The following is a 20,794-nucleotide window of genomic DNA, read 5'->3' as shown; positions in this document are numbered from 1 at the left end:
GCTTGTAGCTTGTAGCTTGAAACTTGCAGCTGAAAAAGCACAAACCCCGGTGCGTGGCCGGGGTTTGTGCTGTTACGTCAAGCGGACCTTACAGGGCGGCGATGGCGCTGTTCAGGGTCTGGCTTGGGCGCATCACCTTGGCGGTCAGCTCGGCGTCCGGGGCGTAGTAGCCACCGATGTCGGCTGGCTTGCCCTGAACGGCGTTGAGCTCGGCGACGATGGTCTCCTCGTTCTCGGTCAGGGTCTTGGCCAGTGGGGCGAAGCGTGCCTGCAGGGCGGCGTCGTCGCTCTGTGCAGCCAGGGCCTGGGCCCAGTACAGGGTCAGGTAGAAGTGGCTGCCGCGGTTGTCGATACCGCCAACTTTGCGCGATGGCGACTTGTTGGTGTCGAGGAACTTGCCGGTTGCCTGGTCCAGGGTGCTGGCCAGAACCTTGGCGCGCGGGTTGTCGTAGGTGTTGCCCAGGTGCTCCAGGGAAGCGGCCAGGGCCAGGAATTCACCCAGCGAGTCCCAACGCAGGAAGTTTTCTTCGACCAGCTGCTGCACGTGCTTGGGTGCCGAGCCGCCGGCGCCGGTTTCGAACAGGCCGCCGCCACTCATCAGCGGCACGATCGACAGCATCTTGGCGCTGGTGCCCAGTTCCATGATCGGGAACAGGTCGGTCAGGTAGTCGCGCAGTACGTTACCGGTAACCGAGATGGTGTCCTTGCCTTCGCGAATGCGGGCCAGGGAGAACTTGATGGCGTCGACCGGGGCCATGACACGAATGTCCAGGCCGGTGGTGTCGTGATCCTTCAGGTAATTTTGCACTTTCTCGATCATCACGCCGTCGTGGGCGCGTGCCGGGTCCAGCCAGAACACCGCTGGGGTGTCGCTGAGGCGGGCACGGTTGACGGCCAGCTTGACCCAGTCCTGGATCGGCGCGTCCTTGGTCTGGCACATGCGGAAGATGTCACCGGCCTCGACGTTCTGCTCCAGAACCACGTTGCCCTTGCTGTCGACCACGCGAACCACGCCGTCGGCCTTGACCTGGAAGGTCTTGTCGTGGGAGCCGTACTCTTCGGCTTTCTGCGCCATCAGGCCAACGTTCGGCACGCTGCCCATGGTGGTCGGGTCGAAGGCGCCGTTGGCCTTGCAGTCTTCGATGGTGGCCTGGTAGATGCCGGCGTAGCAACGGTCCGGGATCACTGCCTTGGCGTCTTGCAGTTCGCCAGCGGTGTTCCACATCTTGCCCGAGTCACGGATCATGGCCGGCATCGAGGCGTCGACGATCACGTCGCTCGGTACGTGCAGGTTGGTGATGCCCTTGTCGGAGTTGACCATGGCCAGGGCCGGGCGCTGGGCGTACAGGGCCTGGATATCGGCTTCGATCTCGGCCTGCTTGTCAGCTGGCAGGTCCTTGATGCGGGCGTACAGGTCGCCGATGCCGTTGTTGGCGTTGAAGCCGACTTCGGCCAGGGCGGCGGCGTGCTTGGCCAGCACGTCGTTGTAGAACTCTTCGACGATGACGCCGAACATGATCGGGTCGGAGACCTTCATCATGGTGGCTTTCAGGTGTACCGACAGCAGCACGCCGGTGGCCTTGGCATCGGCGATCTGCTCGGCGATGAAGGCCTTCAGGGCCTTGCGGCTCATGGTTGCGCAGTCGATGACTTCGGCAGCCTTGACCGCGGTCTTTTCCTTCAGCACGGTGGTGCTGCCGTCTTTGCCGACCAGTTCGATACGTACGCTGTCGTCAGCTTCGATCAGTGCAGCTTTTTCGCTGCCGTAGAAGTCGCCTTGGGTCATGTGGGCGACGTGCGACTTGGAGTCGGCGGCCCAGGCGCCCATCTTGTGCGGGTGCTTGCGCGCGTAGTTCTTGACCGACAGCGGTGCGCGGCGGTCGGAGTTGCCTTCACGCAGGACCGGGTTCACGGCCGAACCTTTGATGCGGTCGTAGCGGGCGCGGGATTCTTTCTCTTGCTCGGTGGCCGGCTCGTCGGCGTAGTCAGGGATGTTGTAGCCCTTGCCTTGCAGCTCCTTGATCGCGGCTTTGAGCTGCGGTACCGAAGCGCTGATGTTCGGCAGCTTGATGATGTTGGCTTCAGGGGTGGTAGCCAGCTGGCCCAGTTCCGCCAGGTGATCGCCTACTTGCTTCTCTGCGCCCAGTTGCTCCGGGAAGGCGGCAAGGATACGGCCAGCCAGGGAGATGTCGCGAGTTTCGACAGCGATGTCAGCCGAAGCGGTGAACGCTTCGATGATCGGCAGCAGCGAGTAGGTGGCGAGGGCAGGGGCTTCGTCGGTGAAGGTATAGATGATCTTGGAACGGGTGGGCATGCGGGTTAACTCTCTGTGTGCTGAGCGTGCTCGAGTCTCGTGGTGCGCAGGGTAAGGCGCATCGCCCTGGCAAGCCATGAGCGGAAAGTCGAGAAGCTGCGAGCGGTGATGGTGGATGCATCAGTCGAGCGTCAAGTGCTGAACTGCGGTAACAGCCCAGGCTTTGGCAGCCAGGCGGAAAAGGCCCGGCTTTTCGGCCGATCACGGCCCAGGGCGGTCCGCATTTTCCTGGGATTCGCCCCGATGACCCAACGGTCGCGGCGGAGTATACCAAACCATTTGGCCTAATCAGCAAGGCCAAGTGATATCGGCCCATTTATAAGACCAAAGACTGAGGGGCAATGTGGCGTAATGCCGCAGCGCTGGCGGGGTGTTCTGCGCAGGCGCGCCCGCGTCCACGCCGTCAGCTTGCAGGTCGGCAGATGTGGTTTAGGCTCATTGCTACGCTTGATGTCCAACCCACACCCGATAGCGGAGTAGTGCAAGCATGGCATACCAGAAAATCAAGGTTCCGACCGACGGCGCCAAGATCACCGTCAATGCAGACCATTCGCTCAACGTGCCTGACCAGCCGATCATTCCCTACATCGAAGGCGACGGGATCGGCGTTGACGTCTCACCGGTGATGATCAAGGTGGTCGATGCCGCTGTGCAGAAAGCCTATGGCGGCAAGCGCAAGATCGCCTGGATGGAGGTGTACGCCGGCGAAAAGGCCACCCACGTCTACGACCAGGACACCTGGCTGCCGCAGGAAACCCTCGACGCCGTGCGTGACTATGTGGTGTCGATCAAGGGCCCGCTGACCACCCCGGTGGGTGGCGGCATCCGTTCGCTGAACGTGGCTTTGCGCCAGCAGTTGGACCTGTATGTGTGCCTGCGCCCTGTGCTGTGGTTCCAGGGTGTGCCAAGCCCGGTTAAAAAACCGGGGGATGTCGACATGGTGATCTTCCGGGAGAACTCCGAAGACATCTATGCCGGCATCGAATGGAAGGCCGGTTCGCCGGAAGCTGACAAGGTGATCAAGTTCCTCAAGGAGGAAATGGGCGTTACCAAGATCCGTTTCGACCAGGACTGCGGCATTGGTATCAAGCCGGTTTCCCGCGAAGGGACCAAGCGTCTGGTACGCAAAGCCCTGCAATATGTGGTGGATAACGACCGCGAGTCGCTGACGCTGGTGCACAAGGGCAACATCATGAAGTTCACCGAAGGTGCCTTCAAGGACTGGGGCTACGAAGTGGCGCGTGACGAGTTCGGTGCCGAGTTGCTCGACGGCGGGCCGTGGATGAAGTTCAACAACCCCAAGACCGGCCGCGAAGTCATCGTCAAGGACGCCATTGCCGATGCCATGCTCCAGCAGATCCTGCTACGCCCGGCCGAGTACGATGTGATCGCCACGCTCAACCTCAACGGCGACTATTTGTCTGACGCCCTGGCGGCGGAGGTGGGCGGCATCGGTATAGCCCCCGGGGCCAACCTGTCCGACACCGTGGCCATGTTCGAGGCTACCCACGGCACGGCGCCCAAGTATGCCGGGCAGGACAAGGTCAACCCGGGTTCGGTGATTCTTTCGGCAGAAATGATGCTGCGCCACATGGGCTGGACCGAGGCCGCCGACCTGATCATCAAAGGCACCAATGGCGCGATTGCGGCCAAGACCGTGACTTACGACTTCGAGCGCCTGATGGACGGTGCCACGCTGGTGGGAAGTTCGGGCTTCGGCGACGCCATGATCAAACATATGTAAGCGAATGTGAAACGGCCGCTTCTGGTAAAGAAGCGGCCTTTCTTTTCGTTTACCGCTGGCAGGGCAGTCGGTCAGGCGTTGGCCGTGCTGCCCACGGGCTGTGCACTGGCCGGCGCGGGCGCAGCCGCGGATGCACTTCTGATGTTGACGGCATGAAAACCTTTCGGGCCTTGGATGACATCGAAGGTCACGGCCTGGCCGGCCTTGAGCGTCTTGTACCCGTCCATCTGGATGGCTGAATAATGAGCGAACAAGTCGTCGTCCTTGCCCTCTTCATTGACGAATCCATAGCCCTTGGCATTGTTGAACCACTTGACTTTACCGCTTGCCATCCCTATGTCCCTCTGCAAAGGACTCCATCACTGGAGTATCATCCACTTCATCCGCATACGAACCTTGCGAAAAAATCTGGTTGACTGCGCGGATCTTTATCGACCACGGTGGGTTCCTATTGGTTGTAACACCGTTTTGCCGATAGTCAAGGTCATGCAGCGGCTGCACCAATGGCCGTTCGCAGGGTCAACCCACAACCTTAACCTGTCGATGTGATGAAATTCTTTCCATGCATGCACACAGCCAGATTCGACTAACATTCAATCAGGATCGTCCTCAATCGAATGAGGACGATGGCTCCGGTCTGGCGGTTCAGGAAGCCAAGCCGATCCTGCAGGCGCCACCGATGTACAAGGTGGTTTTGTTCAACGATGACTACACACCGATGGATTTCGTCGTCGAAGTGCTCGAGACGTTCTTCAGTCTGAACCGCGAGCTGGCGACCAAGATCATGCTGACCGTCCATACCGAGGGGCGGGCAGTGTGCGGATTGTTTACCCGTGACATCGCCGAAACGAAGGCTATGCAGGTCAACCAATACGCCAGGGAAAGCCAGCATCCGCTACTCTGTGAAATCGAGAAGGACGGTTAATCGCCGACCACTTGGGTATGAGGTGAAGCTATGTTAAACCGCGAGCTCGAAGTCACCCTCAATCTTGCCTTCAAGGAGGCCCGTTCGAAGCGTCATGAATTCATGACCGTCGAACATCTGCTGCTGGCACTCCTGGACAATGAGGCTGCCGCGACCGTTCTGCGCGCCTGTGGCGCCAATCTCGACAAGCTCAAGCACGACCTGCAAGAGTTCATCGATTCGACCACGCCGCTGATTCCTGTCAACGATGAAGACAGGGAAACCCAGCCAACCCTGGGCTTCCAGCGTGTGCTGCAACGCGCCGTGTTCCACGTACAAAGCTCTGGCAAGCGTGAAGTGACCGGCGCCAACGTACTGGTGGCGATCTTCAGCGAACAGGAAAGCCAGGCCGTGTTCCTGCTCAAGCAGCAGAGCGTGGCCCGCATCGATGTAGTCAACTACATCGCCCACGGCATCTCCAAGGTGCCGGGGCATGGCTCGCAATCCGAGAGCGACCAGGACATGCAGGACGAAGAGGGCGGTGAAACCTCTTCTTCCAGCAACCCGCTGGACGCCTATGCCAGCAACCTCAACGAGCTGGCACGTGCTGGCCGTATCGACCCGCTGGTAGGCCGCGAGCAGGAAGTGGAGCGCGTTGCGCAGATCCTTGCCCGCCGCCGCAAGAACAACCCGCTGCTGGTGGGTGAGGCCGGGGTAGGCAAAACGGCGATTGCCGAAGGGCTGGCCAAGCGTATTGTCGATGGCCAGGTGCCTGACCTGCTGGCACAGAGCGTGGTGTACTCGCTCGACCTGGGCGCGCTGCTGGCCGGTACCAAGTACCGCGGCGACTTCGAGAAGCGCTTCAAGGCGCTGCTTGGCGAGCTGCGCAAGCGCCCGCAGGCCATTCTGTTCATCGATGAGATCCACACCATCATCGGTGCCGGTGCGGCGTCGGGTGGGGTAATGGATGCGTCCAACCTGCTCAAGCCGCTGTTGTCTTCGGGTGAAATCCGCTGCATCGGCTCCACGACCTTCCAGGAATTCCGTGGCATCTTCGAGAAGGACCGTGCCTTGGCGCGGCGTTTCCAGAAGGTAGATGTCAGCGAACCCTCGGTTGAAGACACCGTGGGCATCCTGCGCGGCCTGAAAGGGCGGTTCGAAAGCCACCACAATATCGAGTACAGCGACGAAGCCCTGCGCGCCGCCGCCGAGCTGGCCTCGCGCTACATCAATGACCGGCACATGCCGGACAAGGCCATCGACGTGATCGACGAGGCTGGCGCCTACCAGCGCCTGCAGCCGGAAGCCAGCCGCGTCAAGCGCATCGACGTGCCGCAGGTGGAGGATATCGTCGCCAAGATTGCGCGAATTCCGCCGAAGCATGTCAGCAGCTCCGACAAGGAACTGCTGCGTAACCTGGAGCGCGACCTGAAGCTGACCGTTTTCGGTCAGGACCAGGCCATCGATTCGCTGTCCACGGCCATCAAGCTGTCGCGTGCCGGCCTCAAGGCACCTGACAAGCCAGTGGGTTCGTTCCTGTTTGCCGGCCCTACCGGCGTCGGCAAGACCGAAGCGGCCCGGCAATTGGCCAAGGCGCTGGGTGTGGAGCTGGTGCGCTTCGATATGTCCGAGTACATGGAGCGCCATACCGTTTCGCGCTTGATCGGTGCACCGCCCGGCTATGTCGGGTTCGACCAGGGTGGTCTGCTGACCGAGGCGATTACCAAGCAGCCGCATTGCGTGTTGCTGCTCGACGAAATCGAGAAGGCGCACCCGGAGGTCTTCAACCTGCTGCTGCAGGTGATGGACCACGGTACCCTTACCGACAACAACGGGCGCAAGGCCGACTTCCGTAACGTGATCCTGATCATGACCACCAACGCCGGCGCGGAAACCGCGTCGCGGGCCTCGATCGGCTTTACCCATCAGGACCATGCGTCCGATGCGATGGAAGTGATCCGCAAGAGCTTTACGCCAGAGTTCCGCAACCGCCTGGATACCATCATCCAGTTTGGCCGCCTGAGCACCGAAACCATCAAGAGCATCGTCGACAAGTTCCTTATCGAACTGCAGGCGCAGCTCGAAGACAAGCGCGTGCTGCTTGAGGTCAGCGACGAGGCCCGCGGCTGGCTGGCGGCCTCGGGGTATGACGCGCAGATGGGCGCGCGGCCGATGGCGCGGTTGATTCAGGACAAGATCAAGCGGCCGCTGGCCGAGGAGATCCTGTTTGGTGAGTTGGCCGAGCATGGCGGTGTGGTGCACGTCGACTTGCGCGATGGCGAGTTGGTGTTCGACTTCGAGACCACGGCTGAAGTAGCGTGATACATGGGGCTGCAACGCAGCCCCTTACAAACTTGAAGGCATGAAAAAGCCCGGCACTTGGCCGGGCTTTTTCATGGCTGGAGCTTAGCGCGCACGGTAGGTGATGCGGCCCTTGCTCAGGTCATAAGGCGTCAGCTCGACGCGGACCTTGTCGCCAGTGAGAATACGGATGTAGTTTTTGCGCATCTTTCCGGAGATGTGCGCGGTTACGACGTGCCCGTTTTCCAACTCCACGCGGAACATGGTGTTGGGCAGGGTGTCGACGACAGTACCTTCCATTTCGAAGCTGTCTTCTTTCGACATGCAGTTGAGCCCTCGGTGTCCAGTGTTGGCCCGACGCATATCCGCACCGGGCAAAAAAGTGGCGTGGATTATGCCGGAAAACTGTGTGTCAAGCCAATGCTTTCAGTTGAGGGTGACCCAGCGCTGGTTTATCAACAATTCGATGGGCCGATACTGTGTCTTGTAGTTCATCTTCTTGCAGTTCTTGATCCAGTAGCCCAGGTACACCGCCTCCAGATCCTTGCGCAGGGCTTCGCCGATCTGCCAGAGAATGGCGAAACGGCCCAGGCTGCGGCGCTCTTCGTCGGGCTCGTAAAAGGTGTAGACCGCTGACAGGCCATTGGGCAGCACGTCGCACACGGCCACTGCCATCAGCCGGCCGGCCAGGCGAAATTCGTAGAACCAGCAGAAGGGCAGGTCCCGCACCAAGAAGGTGGAAAACTGGTCGCGGCTGGGTGGGTACATGTCACCGTCGGCATGGCGGGTTTCGATATAACGCCGGTACAGCTCGAAGTACTCTTCCTTGAACGCCGGCCGCGCTGCGCTCACGCTGAGGTCGGCATTGCGCTTGAGAATGCGCCGCTGCTGGCGGTTGGGAATGAAGCGGGCCGCGGGGATGCGCGCCGGTACGCAGGCGTTGCAGTTCTGGCAGTGGGGGCGATACAAGTGGTCGCCACTGCGGCGAAAACCCATGTCCGACAAGTCGGCATAGACGTTCACGTCCATCGGCTGGCTGGGGTCGAGGAACAGCGTGGTTGCCTGCTCGTCGGGCAGGTAACTGCAGGAGTGGGGTTGAGTGGCATAGAACTTCAACCGCGCCAACTCTGTCATGATCAACCCCTCGGTGAGACTTTGTTCTAAGTGTAAGCCAGCCAGGGAAAACCGCCTAGGCAACCACCCAGGTCGCGCTGTTGGGCTGGTCGAGGTGGCGGGCCAGGTAGCGGGCGAACTCGGCGCGGCTGATGGCATGGGCGCCGAGGCTGTGCAGGTGGTTGGTGGGCATCTGGCAATCGATCAGTACGAAGCCGGCCTGGCGCAGGTGCTCGACCAGGGTCACGAAACCGACCTTGGAGGCGTTGTCGGCGCGGCTGAACATCGATTCGCCGAAGAACAACTGGCCCATGGCCAGGCCGTACAGGCCGCCGACCAGTTCGCCGTGCTGGCGTACTTCGACCGAGTGGGCAATGCCGCGACGGTGCAGTTCGCAGTAGGCGTTGCGCATGGTATCGGTGATCCAGGTGCCGTCGGCGTAATCGCGGGGGGCGGCGCAGGCGTCGATGACCGCCGGGAAGTCGCTGTCGAAACTGACCTGGTAGCGCCCCTGGCGCATCAGCTTGGCCAGCGAGCGCGATACGTGAAGCTGGTCGGGCAGCAACACCGTGCGCGGGTCGGGTGACCACCACAGGATCGGCTGGCCGTCCTGGTACCAGGGGAAGCAGCCATGGCGGTAGGCCTGCACCAGCCGTTCGGGGCTCAGGTCGCCGCCGGCGGCGAGCAGGCCGTTGGGTTCGTGCAGGGCCTTTTCCAGGGGCGGGAAGGTCAGCGAGTCGCGGGTCAGCCAGGTGAGCATGGTCTATCGTGCGGTGGGGGAGGGGAGCGGGCAGCATGGCGTGCGCGCCCGGCAGGGTCAATGGCTGAGCGCCGGCAGCGGCGGCCAGGGCCGGCACGGCCGCGAAATTCGGGCAATTTCCTGCACATTGATGAAACCACAGGCACCATCCGCTACATTTGCTGTCATACCTGTGCAAAAACACAGCATAAGCCTTTGTCACGAAAGAAAATGCGTGCTCAAATTGCAGGCATGTGAAAGTCGCCCCCGCTTGAGCGCCTTATGGCGCGCCGTCATGGCAGTGGGCGGGCAGTAATGTTAAAAGTAGTGGTTCATTGGCCGCACTGCCGGCCGAGCACTATTGGACGCGCAACACGCGCAGGAATAGACGTGTTTTGAAGAAATCCACCGCAACCCCAGCTCCCTTGCCCGTGCCCCTGTGGCGGCAGCAGCTGCATTATCGCCTCAAGGAAGGTGCGTTGATCGCCGTTGGCGCTCTGTGCCTGTACCTGTGGATGGCGCTGCTGACCTACGACACCTCGGATCCGGGCTTCAGCCACACCGCCACCGTCGACCAGGTGCAGAACGCCGCCGGGCGTGCCGGTGCCTACTTTGCCGACATCCTGTTCATGGTGTTGGGTTACTTCGCCTATATCTTCCCGCTGCTGCTGGCGGTGAAAACCTGGCAGATCTTCCGCCAGCGCCATCAGCCCTGGGACTGGAGCGGCTGGCTGTTTTCCTGGCGGCTGATCGGCCTGGTGTTCCTGGTGTTGTCGGGGGCGGCGCTGGCGCATATCCACTTCCATTCGCCTGCGAGCTTGCCATTTTCTGCCGGCGGCGCCCTGGGCGAGAGCCTTGGCGACCTGGCGCGCAACCTGCTGAACGTGCAGGGCAGTACGCTCATGTTCATTGCCCTGTTCCTGTTCGGCCTGACCGTGTTCACCGACCTGTCGTGGTTCAAGGTGATGGACCTGACGGGCAAGATCACCCTCGACCTGTTCGAACTGGTGCAGGGCGCCGCCAATCGCTGGTGGGAAGCCCGCAACGAACGCAAGCGCCTTGAAGCGCAGTTGCGCGAGGATGAGCCCGTGGTGAAGGCCGCGCCAACGGTCGCCGAGAAACGCGAACCCGCCAAACCGGCGCTGCGTGAGCGCATCTTCAAGCGTGAAGAGGCGCCGGCAGCGGTGGTCGAGCCCCGTGAGCCGACCCTCGGGCGCGAGCCCGTGGCCCCGGCCCGCGAACCGGCCCTGGCCCGCGAGCCGGTGGTGCCGCCCCGCGAGCCAAGCCTTGCCCGTGTGCCGTCGTCCACGCCAACCATCGTGCCACCGGCCGCAGACAAGGCGCCAGAGCCGAGCAAGCGGGTGATGAAAGAGAAGCAGACGCCGCTGTTCATCGACAGCGCCGTGGAGGGCACGCTGCCGTCGATATCCATCCTCGACCCGGCCGAACAGAAGAAGATCGAGTACTCGCCAGAATCCCTGGCCGGTGTCGGTCAGCTGCTGGAAATCAAGCTCAAGGAGTTCGGCGTTGAGGTCTCGGTGGACTCCATCCACCCAGGCCCGGTGATCACCCGTTACGAAATCCAGCCTGCCGCTGGCGTCAAGGTCAGCCGTATCGCCAACCTGGCCAAGGACCTGGCGCGGTCGCTGGCGGTGACCAGCGTGCGTGTGGTCGAGGTCATCCCCGGCAAGACCACCGTGGGTATCGAGATCCCCAACGAAAACCGCCAGATGGTGCGTTTCTCCGAAGTGCTGGCCACGCCGCAGTACGATGAGCAGAAGTCCCCTGTCACCCTGGCCCTGGGCCACGACATTGGCGGCAAGCCGGTGATTACCGACCTGGCCAAGATGCCCCACCTGTTGGTGGCCGGTACCACGGGTTCCGGTAAGTCGGTGGGGGTCAACGCGATGATCCTGTCGATCCTGTTCAAGTCCAGCCCGGAAGACGCGCGGCTGATCATGATCGACCCGAAAATGCTCGAGCTGTCGATCTACGAAGGCATTCCGCACCTGTTGTGCCCGGTGGTCACCGACATGAAGGACGCCGCCAACGCCCTGCGCTGGAGCGTGGCCGAGATGGAGCGCCGCTACAAGCTGATGGCGGCCATGGGTGTGCGTAACCTGGCCGGCTTCAACCGCAAGATCAAGGACGCCCAGGAAGCCGGGGAAATCATCCACGACCCGCTGTACCGCCGCGAAAGCATGGACGACGAGCCGCCGGCGCTGAAAACCCTGCCGACCATCGTGGTGGTGGTCGACGAATTCGCCGACATGATGATGATTGTCGGCAAGAAGGTCGAAGAACTGATCGCCCGTATCGCGCAGAAAGCGCGTGCGGCGGGCATTCACCTTATCCTCGCCACCCAGCGCCCCTCGGTGGACGTGATCACCGGTCTGATCAAGGCCAACATCCCGACCCGCATGGCCTTCCAGGTGTCGAGCAAGATCGACTCGCGGACCATCATCGACCAGGGCGGTGCCGAACAACTGCTGGGCCACGGTGACATGCTGTACATGCCGCCGGGCACCAGCCTGCCGATCCGGGTGCATGGCGCGTTCGTTTCCGACGACGAGGTGCACCGCACGGTCGAGGCGTGGAAGCTGCGCGGCGCCCCAGACTACAACGACGACATTCTCAATGGCGTGGAAGAAGCCGGCAGCGGCTTCGACGGCGGCGGCGGTGGTGGTGATGGCGACGATGCCGAAACCGATGCGCTGTATGATGAAGCGGTGCAGTTCGTGCTCGAGAGCCGTCGTGCTTCCATTTCTGCCGTGCAGCGCAAACTGAAGATCGGCTACAACCGTGCCGCCCGCATGATCGAGTCGATGGAAATGGCCGGCGTCGTTACCCCGATGAACAGCAACGGCTCGCGGGAAGTAATTGCCCCAGGCGGCCCGCGCGACTGATGAACACCCTGCCGGGCGCCAGCGTTGGTGCCCGGCCTTTTCAATGCTCAATGAGGATTCCCATGCGCGCGATTCGCATGCTGTTGGTTTCTGCCCTGACCCTGGGCTCGGTTACCGCTTATGCCGGTGAGCAGGATGTGCAACGCCTGACCCAGTTGCTGGAAAAGTCACAGACCATCGAGGCCAATTTCTCGCAGCTGACCTTGGGCGCCGATGGCACCAGCCTGCAGGAAACCTCGGGCAAGATGACCGTCAAGCGGCCGGGCCTGTTCTACTGGCATACCGACGCACCGCAGGAGCAAGTGGTGGTGTCGGACGGCAAGAACGTCACCCTGTGGGACCCGGACCTGGAACAGGCCACCATCAAGAAGCTCGACGTGCGCCTGAACCAGACCCCGGCGCTGCTGCTGTCGGGTGATGTGTCGAAAATCAGCCAGAGCTTCGACATCACCTCGAAGGAGCAGGGCGAAGTGATGGACTTCACCCTCAAGCCGAAAACCAAGGACACCTTGTTCGACTCGCTGCGCGTGTCGTTCCGCAAGGGCCTGATCAATGACATGCAGCTGATCGACAGCGTCGGCCAGCGCACCAACATCCTGTTCAATGGCGTCAAGGCCAACCAGGCGGTGCCGGACAGCAGGTTCAAGTTCGACATTCCCAAAGGCGCGGACGTGATCAAGGAGTAACCAGAGCTCGCCATGGACCTGTTTCGAAGCGAACCTGTCGCCCAGCCTCTGGCGGCCCGCCTGCGCCCGTCCAACCTGGACGAGTACGTAGGCCAGGAGCACCTGCTGGCGCGCGGCAAACCGCTGCGCGAGGCATTGGAGCAAGGCGCGCTGCACTCGATGATCTTCTGGGGCCCGCCAGGGGTAGGCAAGACCACCCTGGCGCGGCTGCTGGCGCAGTTCTGTGATGCGCATTTCGAAACCGTGTCGGCGGTACTGGCCGGGGTGAAGGAAATTCGCCAGGCGGTGGAGGTTGCCAAGCAGCAGGCAGGGCAATACGGCCGCCGCACCATTCTGTTCGTCGACGAGGTGCACCGCTTCAACAAGTCGCAGCAGGATGCCTTCTTGCCCTACGTGGAAGACGGCACCCTGCTGTTCATTGGCGCCACCACCGAAAACCCCTCGTTCGAGCTCAACAACGCACTGTTGTCGCGGGCGCGGGTGTATGTGCTCAAAAGCCTGGACGAGGCGGCGTTGCGCAAGCTGGTCGACCGCGCCCTCACCGAGGAGCGTGGCCTGGGCAAGCGCAACCTGCGGGTGGGCGACGATGCCTTCAAGATGCTGATGGCCGCCGCAGACGGCGATGGCCGGCGCATGCTCAATTTTCTCGAAAATGCCTCGGACCTGGCCGAAGACGGCAGTGAAATCGACGTCGAGATGCTGCAGAGCCTGTTGGGCGACAGCCGTCGCCGTTTTGACAAGGGCGGCGAAGCCTTCTACGACCAGATTTCCGCGCTGCACAAATCGGTACGCGGTTCCAACCCGGACGGCGCCCTGTACTGGTTCGCGCGCATGCTCGACGGCGGCTGCGACCCGCTGTACATCGCCCGCCGTGTGGTGCGCATGGCCAGCGAAGACATTGGCAACGCCGACCCGCGGGCGCTCGGCTTGTGCCTGGCGGCCTGGGATGTACAAGAACGCCTGGGCAGCCCCGAAGGCGAGCTGGCGGTGGCCCAGGCCATCACCTACCTGGCCTGTGCGCCGAAGAGCAACGCGGTGTACATGGGCTTCAAGACCGCCCTGCGCGAAGCCGCCGAGCATGGCTCGCTGGAAGTGCCACTGCACTTGCGCAATGCGCCCACCAAGCTCATGAAGCAACTGGGTTACGGCGACGAGTACCGCTACGCCCATGACGAGCCCGACGCCTATGCAGCCGGCGAGGACTACTTCCCCGATGCACTCGAGCCGCGCCAGTACTACCAGCCGGTGCCGCGCGGCCTGGAACTGAAAATCGGCGAGAAGCTGCGCCACCTGGCCGACCTGGACCGCAACAGCCCCCGTCAGCGGAGAAAACCATGATTGCCTTGATCGCTGCCGTGAGTGCCGGGGGCGTCGCCGGTACGTTGCTGCGCTTTGCCACCGCCAATTGGGTCACCGCCCACTGGCCACGGCACTTCTATGCCGGTACGCTGGCGGTCAACCTGGTTGGCTGCCTGCTGATCGGCCTGCTCTACGGCTTGTTCCTGCACAAGCCACTGGCGCCGGTCGAGTTGCGCGCCGGCTTGATCGTCGGCTTCCTTGGTGGCCTTACGACTTTTTCCTCTTTTTCGCTCGATACCGTGCGCCTGATGGAAAGCGGGCAAGTACCGCTGGCCTTGGGCTATACCAGTATCAGCGTAGTGGGCGGGCTGCTCGCGACCTGGGCCGGCCTGTCCCTCACCCGTTTCTGAACCAACACCTACCTATAACGAGAGAACGATATGCTCGATTCCAAACTGTTACGCGGCCAACTTCAGGAAGTGGCGGATCGCCTGGCCTCCCGTGGCTTCAGCCTGGATGTCGCGCGCATCGAATCACTGGAAGAACGCCGCAAGGCGGTGCAGACCCGTACCGAGCAGCTGCAGGCCGAGCGTAACGCCCGTTCCAAGTCCATCGGCCAGGCCAAGGCCAAGGGCGAGGACATCGCCCCACTGATGGCCGATGTCGAGCGCATGGCCAATGAGCTGGCGGCCGGCAAGGCCGAGCTGGACGAGATCCAGGCCGAGCTGGACGGCATCCTGCTGACCATCCCCAACTTGCCGGATGCCAGCGTACCGGTCGGTGCCAGCGAAGACGACAACGTTGAAGTGCGCCGTTGGGGCACCCCGCAAACCTTCGATTTCGACATCAAGGACCACGTTGCCCTGGGTGAACTCAGCGGTGGCCTGGACTTCGAAGCCGCCGCCAAGCTGTCCGGCGCACGCTTTGCCGTGCTGCGCGGGCCGATTGCCCGCCTGCACCGCGCCCTGGCGCAGTTCATGATCAACCTGCACACCGGCGAGCACGGTTACGAGGAACACTACACCCCGTACCTGGTGCAGGCCCCAGCGCTGCAGGGCACTGGCCAGTTGCCGAAGTTCGAAGAAGACCTGTTCAAGATCACCCGCGAAGGCGAGGCTGACTTCTACCTGATCCCGACTGCCGAGGTGTCGCTGACCAACCTGGTGGCAGGCGCGATTCTGGATGCCAAGCAACTGCCACTGAAGCTGGTTGCCCACACCCCGTGCTTCCGCAGTGAAGCGGGCGCTTCCGGCCGGGATACCCGCGGCATGATCCGCCAGCACCAGTTCGACAAGGTCGAGATGGTGCAGGTGGTGGAGCCGGCGAAATCGATGGAAGCCCTGGAAGGGCTGACGGCCAATGCCGAGCGCGTGCTGCAGCTGCTGGAGCTGCCGTACCGCGTGCTGGCCCTGTGCACCGGCGACATGGGCTTCGGCGCGGTGAAAACCTATGACCTGGAAGTGTGGGTGCCGAGCCAGGACAAGTACCGTGAAATCAGCTCGTGCTCCAACTGCGGCGACTTCCAGGCGCGCCGCATGCAGGCCCGCTGGCGCAACCCGGAAACCGGCAAGCCGGAACTGGTACACACCCTCAACGGGTCCGGCCTGGCGGTTGGCCGTACCTTGGTTGCGGTGCTGGAAAACTACCAGCAGGCGGACGGCTCGATCCGCGTGCCAGAGGTGCTGAAGCCTTACATGGGCGGCGTCGAGGTCATCCGCTAAATGGATTATCTGCCGCTGTTCCACAAGCTGCAGGGCGGCCGTGTACTGGTCGTCGGCGGCGGTGAGATCGCCTTGCGCAAGGCGCGCTTGCTGGCGGATGCCGGGAGTGTGCTGCGCGTGGTGGCGCCGGACGTCGACGGCCAGTTGGCTGCGTTGGCCCGGGAAGGTGGCGGTGAGGTGCTGGTGCGTGGCTACCAGGCCGCCGACCTGGTCGGGTGCCGGCTGGTGATCGCCGCCACTGACGACCCTGGGCTGAACGCGCAGGTGTCGGCCGATGCGCAGGCCGTCAGCCTGCCAGTCAACGTGGTGGACGCGCCGGCCTTGTGCACGGTGATCTTCCCGGCGATTGTCGACCGTTCACCGTTGGTGATTGCGGTGTCCAGTGGTGGGGACGCTCCGGTGCTGGCGCGTCTGATTCGCGCCAAGCTGGAAGCCTGGATCCCGGCTGCCTACGGTGAGCTGGCCGGGCTGGCGGCGCGGTTCCGGCACAAGGTCAAGTCCTTGTATCCGGACGTGAACCAGCGCCGTGGCTTCTGGGAGACCGTGTTCCAGGGCCCGATCGCCGAGCGCCAGCTGGCCGGGCAGGGCGCCGAAGCCGAACGCCTGTTGCAGGCGATGGTGGAGGGCGCACCGGTGCAGCAGGGGGGCGAGGTGTACCTGGTAGGTGCGGGCCCGGGCGACCCGGACCTGCTCACCTTCCGCGCCTTGCGCCTCATGCAGCAGGCCGATGTGGTGCTGTATGACCGCCTGGTGGCCCCGGCGATCATCGATATGTGCCGGCGTGATGCCGAGCGTATCTACGTTGGCAAGCGCCGCGCTGACCACGCCGTACCGCAGGACCAGATCAACCGCCTGTTGGTTGACCTGGCCCAGCAAGGCAAACGCGTACTGCGCCTGAAGGGCGGCGACCCGTTCATCTTTGGGCGCGGTGGCGAAGAGATCGAAGAGCTGGCCGAGCATGGCATTCCCTTCCAGGTGGTGCCGGGTATTACGGCGGCCAGTGGCTGTTCCGCCTATGGCGGCATTCCACTGACCCATCGCGACCATGCCCAGTCGGTGCGCTTCGTGACCGGGCACCTCAAGGATGGCACCAGCAACCTGCCATGGAATGACCTGGTGGCGCCGGCCCAGACCCTGGTGTTCTACATGGGTTTGGTGGGCTTGCCTACGATCTGCGCAGAGCTGATTCGCCATGGGCGTGCGGCCAGTACCCCGGCGGCCCTGGTGCAGCAGGGTACTACGCGTAACCAGCGGGTGTTCACCGGTACCTTGGCGGACTTGCCGGAGCTGGTGGCCCAGCATGAAGTGCATGCGCCGACCCTGGTGATTGTTGGGGAAGTGGTGCAGTTGCGCGACAAGCTGGCCTGGTTTGAAGGTTCGCAGAACAGCTGAAACCGCCGGGGCCGCTTTGCGGCCCATCGCGACACAAGGCCGCTCCTACACCAAGGCACTGTGCTGTAGGAGCGGCCTTGTGTCGCGATGGGCTGCAAAGCAGCCCCCAGTGCCTCAACCCTGCCAAATCCCTTTACCCACCAACCGCTCCCGATCATGCGGCTGGTTGAAATCCTGCAACGGCCCCTTAGGCACGATCCCGTTCGGGTTGATGGTCTTGTGGCTCATGTAATAGTGCTTCTGGATATGCTCCATATCTACAGTCCCCGCCACCCCCGGCCACTGGTACAGCTCACGCAGCCAGTTCGACAGGTTGTGATAATCGCTGAGGCGCCGCAGGTTGCACTTGAAGTGCCCGTGATACACAGCGTCGAAGCGCACCAGCGTGGTGAACAGGCGCACATCGGCTTCAGTCAGGTATTCGCCCGCCAGGTAGCGATTGCGGCCTAACAGCTCTTCCAGGTAATCCAGTTCGTTGAACACGTCATCGAACGCCGCCTCGTAGGCCTCCTGCGTAGTCGCGAAGCCGGCGCGATAGACGCCGTTGTTCACCGCCGGATAGATACGTTCATTCAGCGCCTCGATGGCCGGACGCAGCGGCGCGGGGTACAGGTCGAGGGTGTTGCCGGTTAACTCGTTGAACGCGCTGTTGAAAATGCGAATGATCTCAGCCGACTCATTGTTGACGATACGTTTCTCTTTCTTGTCCCACAGCACGGGTACTGTCACCCGGCCGGTGTAGTGCGGGTCGTCCTGGGTATAACGCTGATGCAGGTACTGCAGTGCATCGAGGTGATCGCCGCTGGAGCCTTGCTGCTGGTCGAAGGTCCAGCCATGGTCTTGCATCAGCCAGCTCACTACCGAAACGTCGATCAACGGCGCTAGGCCTTTGATGGCGCGGAAGATCAACGTGCGGTGGGCCCAAGGGCAGGCCAGCGACACGTACAGGTGGTAACGGCCGGCTTCGGGGGCAGGCAACGAATGGCGGCGCTGGGCGTTTTCGCGTTTGAAGGTGCCGTCCTTGCCGTTTTCATACCACTGATCATGCCAGCGGCCGTCGATCAAAAGGCCCATGGTGAGCTCCTGGAACAAAGGGTTTGTCGTTGGAGCCCAGTCTAGGCCAGATCGTTCGAAGAAATAGCGCAAAGATCGGGGTGGTGTTATCGACTAAATCGATCTATCACGGTTGTCCCAATAGGCCTGCGCGTTGGTGAAGGCCTGTTCCCGGGTCTGCTCCAGGCCACGCAGTGCCAAGGCCATGGTCGCGATCAGCGCTTTCTCGCCGTAGCTGTCTTGCACTTCGCCACGCCAGAAGGCGAGCAAATGCTCCGGTTGCAGCGTGGCGGGTTTGACGTGACGGCGCTCGCTGAGCGCCGGCCATTCTTCATCCCAGGCTACGCCGGCAGTGGTGCCGTAGAGGTGGCTGATGACGTCCGGGTTGACCTCGATCTCGCCGCCATCGCCCTTGATCACCACGGCATGGTCGCCCAGCAGGCGGCTGGCCTCCCGGTGTACCGCCTGGTAACCGGGGTGGAAGATGCTTTGCAGGCCGCAACGCGCGCCCAGCGGGTTGAGCACCCGCGCCAGGGAGTGGATGGGTGAGCGCAGGCCCAGGGTGTTGCGCAGGTCGATCATACGCTGCAGTTGCGGCGCCCAGTCGTGCAAAGGGAAAAACGCCAGCTGATGCTGGCCCAGGGCGGAGTCGACCGCTGCCCAGTCGCGGCACAGGGGGATATGCAGCAGGCCTAGCAACTGCTCGGTATACAGGCGCCCGGCTGTGTGTGCACCGCCGCCATGCATCAGGATGCGAATACCATTGCCGGCCAGGCATTTGGCGGCCAGCAGGTACCAGGGTAAGTGGCGCTTCTTGCCAGCGTAGGTTGGCCAGTCCAGGTCCACGGCAATGCGCGGGGCCTGCAGGTGGCCGCGTAGCGCTTCGGTGAAGCCGGCCAGCTCTTCGGCGCTTTCTTCCTTGTGCCGCAGCAGCATCAGGAAGGCGCCCAGCTGCGTGTCCTCGACCTTGCCTTCCAGCAGCAGGGTCATGGCAGCACTGGCTTCCTCGCGGGTAAGGCCGCGCGCGCCGCGCTTGCCTTTGCCAAGAATGCGCACGAATTCAGCGAACGGGTGTTCGGCCGGAGTTTCCAGGGTCAGCGGGCGGGCTTGATTCAAGGGTGGCAGGGTCATATGCAATTGGTCGGCTTGGGCAGGCCCGCCAGCTTGGCGGCAAGTTTGGCGGGGGTGCCATTGAACAGGCGGTTCAGGTGCGGGCTATTGCCCTTCTCCGCGCCCAGCTTCAGGGCGGTGTACTTGATCAGTGGGCGGGTGGCCGGGGACAGCTGGTACTCCTGGTAGAACTGTCGCAGCAGTTCGAGGATTTCCCAGTGGTCCGCGGTCAGGGCAATGCCCTCGCGCTCGGCAAGGGCCTCGGCGGCTGCATGGGACCAGTCTTGCAGGTCGACCAGGAAGCCGTCCTTGTCCAGGGCGATCGCCTGATCGGCAACGGTGAGGGTATTCATAGCCAGCTGTTGACCTTGTCGTAGTGCAGCGACAGTTCGACGAACCCGGCGTAGTCCACGGCCTTGGCCAGGTCGTTGCCGACCGCGCGGGCTTGCAGGTCTTCGTCCAGGGCGAACAGGCGCTGGGCCAGGCTGGCGGCTTGCAACTGGCGGTACGCCTCGCTGCCGCTGCGCAGGGCGTACACCGCATCGCCGCACAGCAGCAGGGCGTCGTGCGCGCCAAGCAGGCGCAGGCAACTGGCCAGGCGCTCGTCGCCGAACGGGGAGTGGGCAATTACGTGCAGGGTCGTCATCAGAGCGTTACCACCTGGTCGAAACGGGCGATCAGTGCGGTCAGTGCCGCGTCATCCAGCACTTGCACTGGCAGTGCCAGGCTGTCGGCGGCCAGGCCACGGCGGGTGAGGCTGTGGTTGCAGGCGAACAGTTCTTCGACGCCGAACATCGGCAACGCCTGCAGGTTGGCGGCCAGGTTCTTATGTTGCACGGCGGCAGGTTGCTGGTTTGGCGCCAGCTGGAACACGCCATCGTCGAGGAACAGCATGCCCAGCGGCAGGTCGAACGCGCCACCGGCCAGGGCGATGTCCAGCGCCTCGCGGGCAGATGGGCCGTTCCACGGCGCCTGGCGGCTGATGATCAACAAGGATTTGGCCATTTCAGTCGCCTCCAAAGCAGACAAGGCGGTCGGCGACTTGCGCGGCCTCGTGCAGTTGCCCCAGGCCGGACAACTCCCATGGCTTGGGCAGGTTCACGGCCGGGCGCTGATAGCGGTTGGCCTCGGCCTCGTCGAGCACGCCACGGCGCAAGGCGGCGGCGATGCACACCACGGCATCCAGCTGGTGGGTCTCGATAAAGGCACGCCACTGCGCGGCCACGTCCACTTCATCCTGGGGCGCGACCACGTTGGCCGAGGCACTGTATACCCCGTCCTGATAGAAGAACAGCCGGGCAATCTCATGCCCGCCGGCCAGCACCGCCTCGGCATAGCGCAAGGCGCGCCGCGAGGAGGGCGCATGGGCCGGGGAGAACACCGCGATAGCGAATTTCATGGGTAACTCATGCAAAGGAATACCGCCATGATAAAGCAAAAAAGCCCGCGCCCGCTTGTGCATGCGGGCGCGGGCTTTTGTAGGAGGCCTTGTGTCGCGATGGGCTGCAAAGC

Annotated in this window: 20 protein-coding genes; 9 read left to right on the top strand and 11 right to left on the bottom strand. The window is 62.8% G+C overall.

All coding sequences use genetic code 11. From position 1 onward, the window contains the following. Window positions 1–88: 88 nt before the first annotated feature. Complete coding sequence (locus GYA94_RS11025; RefSeq protein ID WP_161892310.1) at window positions 89–2,314, bottom strand: NADP-dependent isocitrate dehydrogenase; 2,226 nt, start codon at window positions 2,312–2,314, stop codon at window positions 89–91. A gap of 487 nt (window positions 2,315–2,801) precedes the next feature. Here GYA94_RS11025 and icd point away from each other — a divergent pair, with 487 nt between their 5' ends. Continuing rightward, window positions 2,802–4,058 carry an NADP-dependent isocitrate dehydrogenase gene (gene icd, locus GYA94_RS11020; protein WP_054912648.1) on the top strand — a complete coding sequence of 419 codons (1,257 nt, stop codon included), beginning with the start codon at window positions 2,802–2,804 and terminating at the stop codon, window positions 4,056–4,058. A gap of 71 nt (window positions 4,059–4,129) precedes the next feature. Here the strand turns inward: icd and cspD are convergent, their stop codons facing one another. Beyond that, entirely contained in the window at window positions 4,130–4,390 is a 261-nt protein-coding gene (gene cspD / locus GYA94_RS11015; protein WP_161892309.1) for a cold shock domain-containing protein CspD, read from the bottom strand. A 230-nt stretch (window positions 4,391–4,620) separates the two neighbouring features. Here cspD and clpS point away from each other — a divergent pair, with 230 nt between their 5' ends. After that, the gene (gene clpS / locus GYA94_RS11010) at window positions 4,621–4,983 is read left to right on the top strand and encodes an ATP-dependent Clp protease adapter ClpS (RefSeq protein ID WP_009683116.1); all 363 of its coding nucleotides are present in this window, start codon (window positions 4,621–4,623) and stop codon (window positions 4,981–4,983) included. Window positions 4,984–5,013: 30 nt separating this feature from the next. Beyond that, window positions 5,014–7,284 carry an ATP-dependent Clp protease ATP-binding subunit ClpA gene (clpA, locus tag GYA94_RS11005; RefSeq protein ID WP_029887829.1) on the top strand — a complete coding sequence of 757 codons (2,271 nt, stop codon included), beginning with the start codon at window positions 5,014–5,016 and terminating at the stop codon, window positions 7,282–7,284. 84 nt (window positions 7,285–7,368) lie between these two features. On the opposite strand, the gene infA is transcribed toward clpA, so the two are convergent. The 3 genes from infA to aat all read right to left on the bottom strand — a co-directional run bounded on the left by infA (window position 7,369) and on the right by aat (window position 9,136). Continuing rightward, on the bottom strand, window positions 7,369–7,587 hold the full coding sequence (gene infA, locus GYA94_RS11000; RefSeq protein ID WP_002553999.1) for a translation initiation factor IF-1: 219 nt from the start codon (window positions 7,585–7,587) through the stop codon (window positions 7,369–7,371). Between the two features lie 102 nt (window positions 7,588–7,689). Continuing rightward, on the bottom strand, window positions 7,690–8,397 hold the full coding sequence (locus GYA94_RS10995) for an arginyltransferase (RefSeq protein WP_009683113.1): 708 nt from the start codon (window positions 8,395–8,397) through the stop codon (window positions 7,690–7,692). A 55-nt stretch (window positions 8,398–8,452) separates the two neighbouring features. Then, window positions 8,453–9,136 (bottom strand): leucyl/phenylalanyl-tRNA--protein transferase, encoded by a 684-nt coding sequence (aat, locus tag GYA94_RS10990; protein WP_054881605.1) that lies wholly within the window; start codon window positions 9,134–9,136, stop codon window positions 8,453–8,455. Window positions 9,137–9,459: 323 nt separating this feature from the next. On the opposite strand from aat, the gene GYA94_RS10985 reads away from it, so the two are divergent. The 6 genes from GYA94_RS10985 to cysG all read left to right on the top strand — a co-directional run bounded on the left by GYA94_RS10985 (window position 9,460) and on the right by cysG (window position 17,119). Continuing rightward, window positions 9,460–12,021, top strand: coding sequence for a DNA translocase FtsK (locus GYA94_RS10985; protein ID WP_428842575.1), 2,562 nt, complete (start codon window positions 9,460–9,462; stop codon window positions 12,019–12,021). A gap of 62 nt (window positions 12,022–12,083) precedes the next feature. Then, window positions 12,084–12,707, top strand: a complete 624-nt coding sequence (gene lolA / locus GYA94_RS10980; protein ID WP_009683108.1) for an outer membrane lipoprotein periplasmic chaperone LolA — start codon at window positions 12,084–12,086, stop codon at window positions 12,705–12,707. 12 nt (window positions 12,708–12,719) lie between these two features. Beyond that, on the top strand, window positions 12,720–14,045 hold the full coding sequence (locus GYA94_RS10975) for a replication-associated recombination protein A (RefSeq protein ID WP_054904213.1): 1,326 nt from the start codon (window positions 12,720–12,722) through the stop codon (window positions 14,043–14,045). Continuing rightward, window positions 14,042–14,416: a fluoride efflux transporter CrcB gene (gene crcB, locus GYA94_RS10970; protein ID WP_009683106.1), complete on the top strand. Its 375-nt coding sequence runs from the start codon at window positions 14,042–14,044 to the stop codon at window positions 14,414–14,416. Before GYA94_RS10975 ends, crcB begins: the two co-directional genes overlap by 4 nt. A 30-nt stretch (window positions 14,417–14,446) precedes the next feature. Beyond that, the gene (gene serS, locus GYA94_RS10965; protein ID WP_009683105.1) at window positions 14,447–15,727 is read left to right on the top strand and encodes a serine--tRNA ligase; all 1,281 of its coding nucleotides are present in this window, start codon (window positions 14,447–14,449) and stop codon (window positions 15,725–15,727) included. Further along, window positions 15,728–17,119, top strand: coding sequence for a siroheme synthase CysG (gene cysG / locus GYA94_RS10960; RefSeq protein ID WP_054912653.1), 1,392 nt, complete (start codon window positions 15,728–15,730; stop codon window positions 17,117–17,119). It abuts the gene before it with no gap. A 114-nt stretch (window positions 17,120–17,233) separates the two neighbouring features. Here cysG and GYA94_RS10955 read toward each other — a convergent pair whose 3' ends face one another. The 6 genes from GYA94_RS10955 to tusD form a co-directional block, all read right to left on the bottom strand. Continuing rightward, window positions 17,234–18,193, bottom strand: coding sequence for a glutathione S-transferase family protein (locus tag GYA94_RS10955; RefSeq protein ID WP_110676048.1), 960 nt, complete (start codon window positions 18,191–18,193; stop codon window positions 17,234–17,236). Between the two features lie 93 nt (window positions 18,194–18,286). Continuing rightward, a complete protein-coding gene (locus GYA94_RS10950; RefSeq protein WP_161892311.1) occupies window positions 18,287–19,288 on the bottom strand; it encodes a glycosyl transferase family protein in 1,002 nt (333 codons plus the stop codon). An 11-nt stretch (window positions 19,289–19,299) separates the two neighbouring features. Then, window positions 19,300–19,635 carry a TusE/DsrC/DsvC family sulfur relay protein gene (locus tag GYA94_RS10945; RefSeq protein ID WP_161892307.1) on the bottom strand — a complete coding sequence of 112 codons (336 nt, stop codon included), beginning with the start codon at window positions 19,633–19,635 and terminating at the stop codon, window positions 19,300–19,302. Then, a complete protein-coding gene (gene tusB / locus GYA94_RS10940; RefSeq protein WP_029887837.1) occupies window positions 19,632–19,928 on the bottom strand; it encodes a sulfurtransferase complex subunit TusB in 297 nt (98 codons plus the stop codon). The genes GYA94_RS10945 and tusB overlap by 4 nt, the downstream gene beginning before the upstream one ends. Then, window positions 19,928–20,287, bottom strand: coding sequence for a sulfurtransferase complex subunit TusC (tusC, locus tag GYA94_RS10935; protein WP_009682095.1), 360 nt, complete (start codon window positions 20,285–20,287; stop codon window positions 19,928–19,930). Before tusC ends, tusB begins: the two co-directional genes overlap by 1 nt. Window position 20,288: 1 nt before the next feature. Next, window positions 20,289–20,681, bottom strand: coding sequence for a sulfurtransferase complex subunit TusD (gene tusD / locus GYA94_RS10930; RefSeq protein WP_161892306.1), 393 nt, complete (start codon window positions 20,679–20,681; stop codon window positions 20,289–20,291). Window positions 20,682–20,794 lie beyond the last annotated feature (113 nt).

The organism is Pseudomonas juntendi, assembly GCF_009932375.1.
GTDB classification, from domain to species: Bacteria; Pseudomonadota; Gammaproteobacteria; order Pseudomonadales; family Pseudomonadaceae; genus Aquipseudomonas; species Aquipseudomonas juntendi.
The sequence above is the reverse complement of the archived record's forward strand: the minus strand, read 5'-3'. Positions and strand labels throughout refer to the sequence as shown.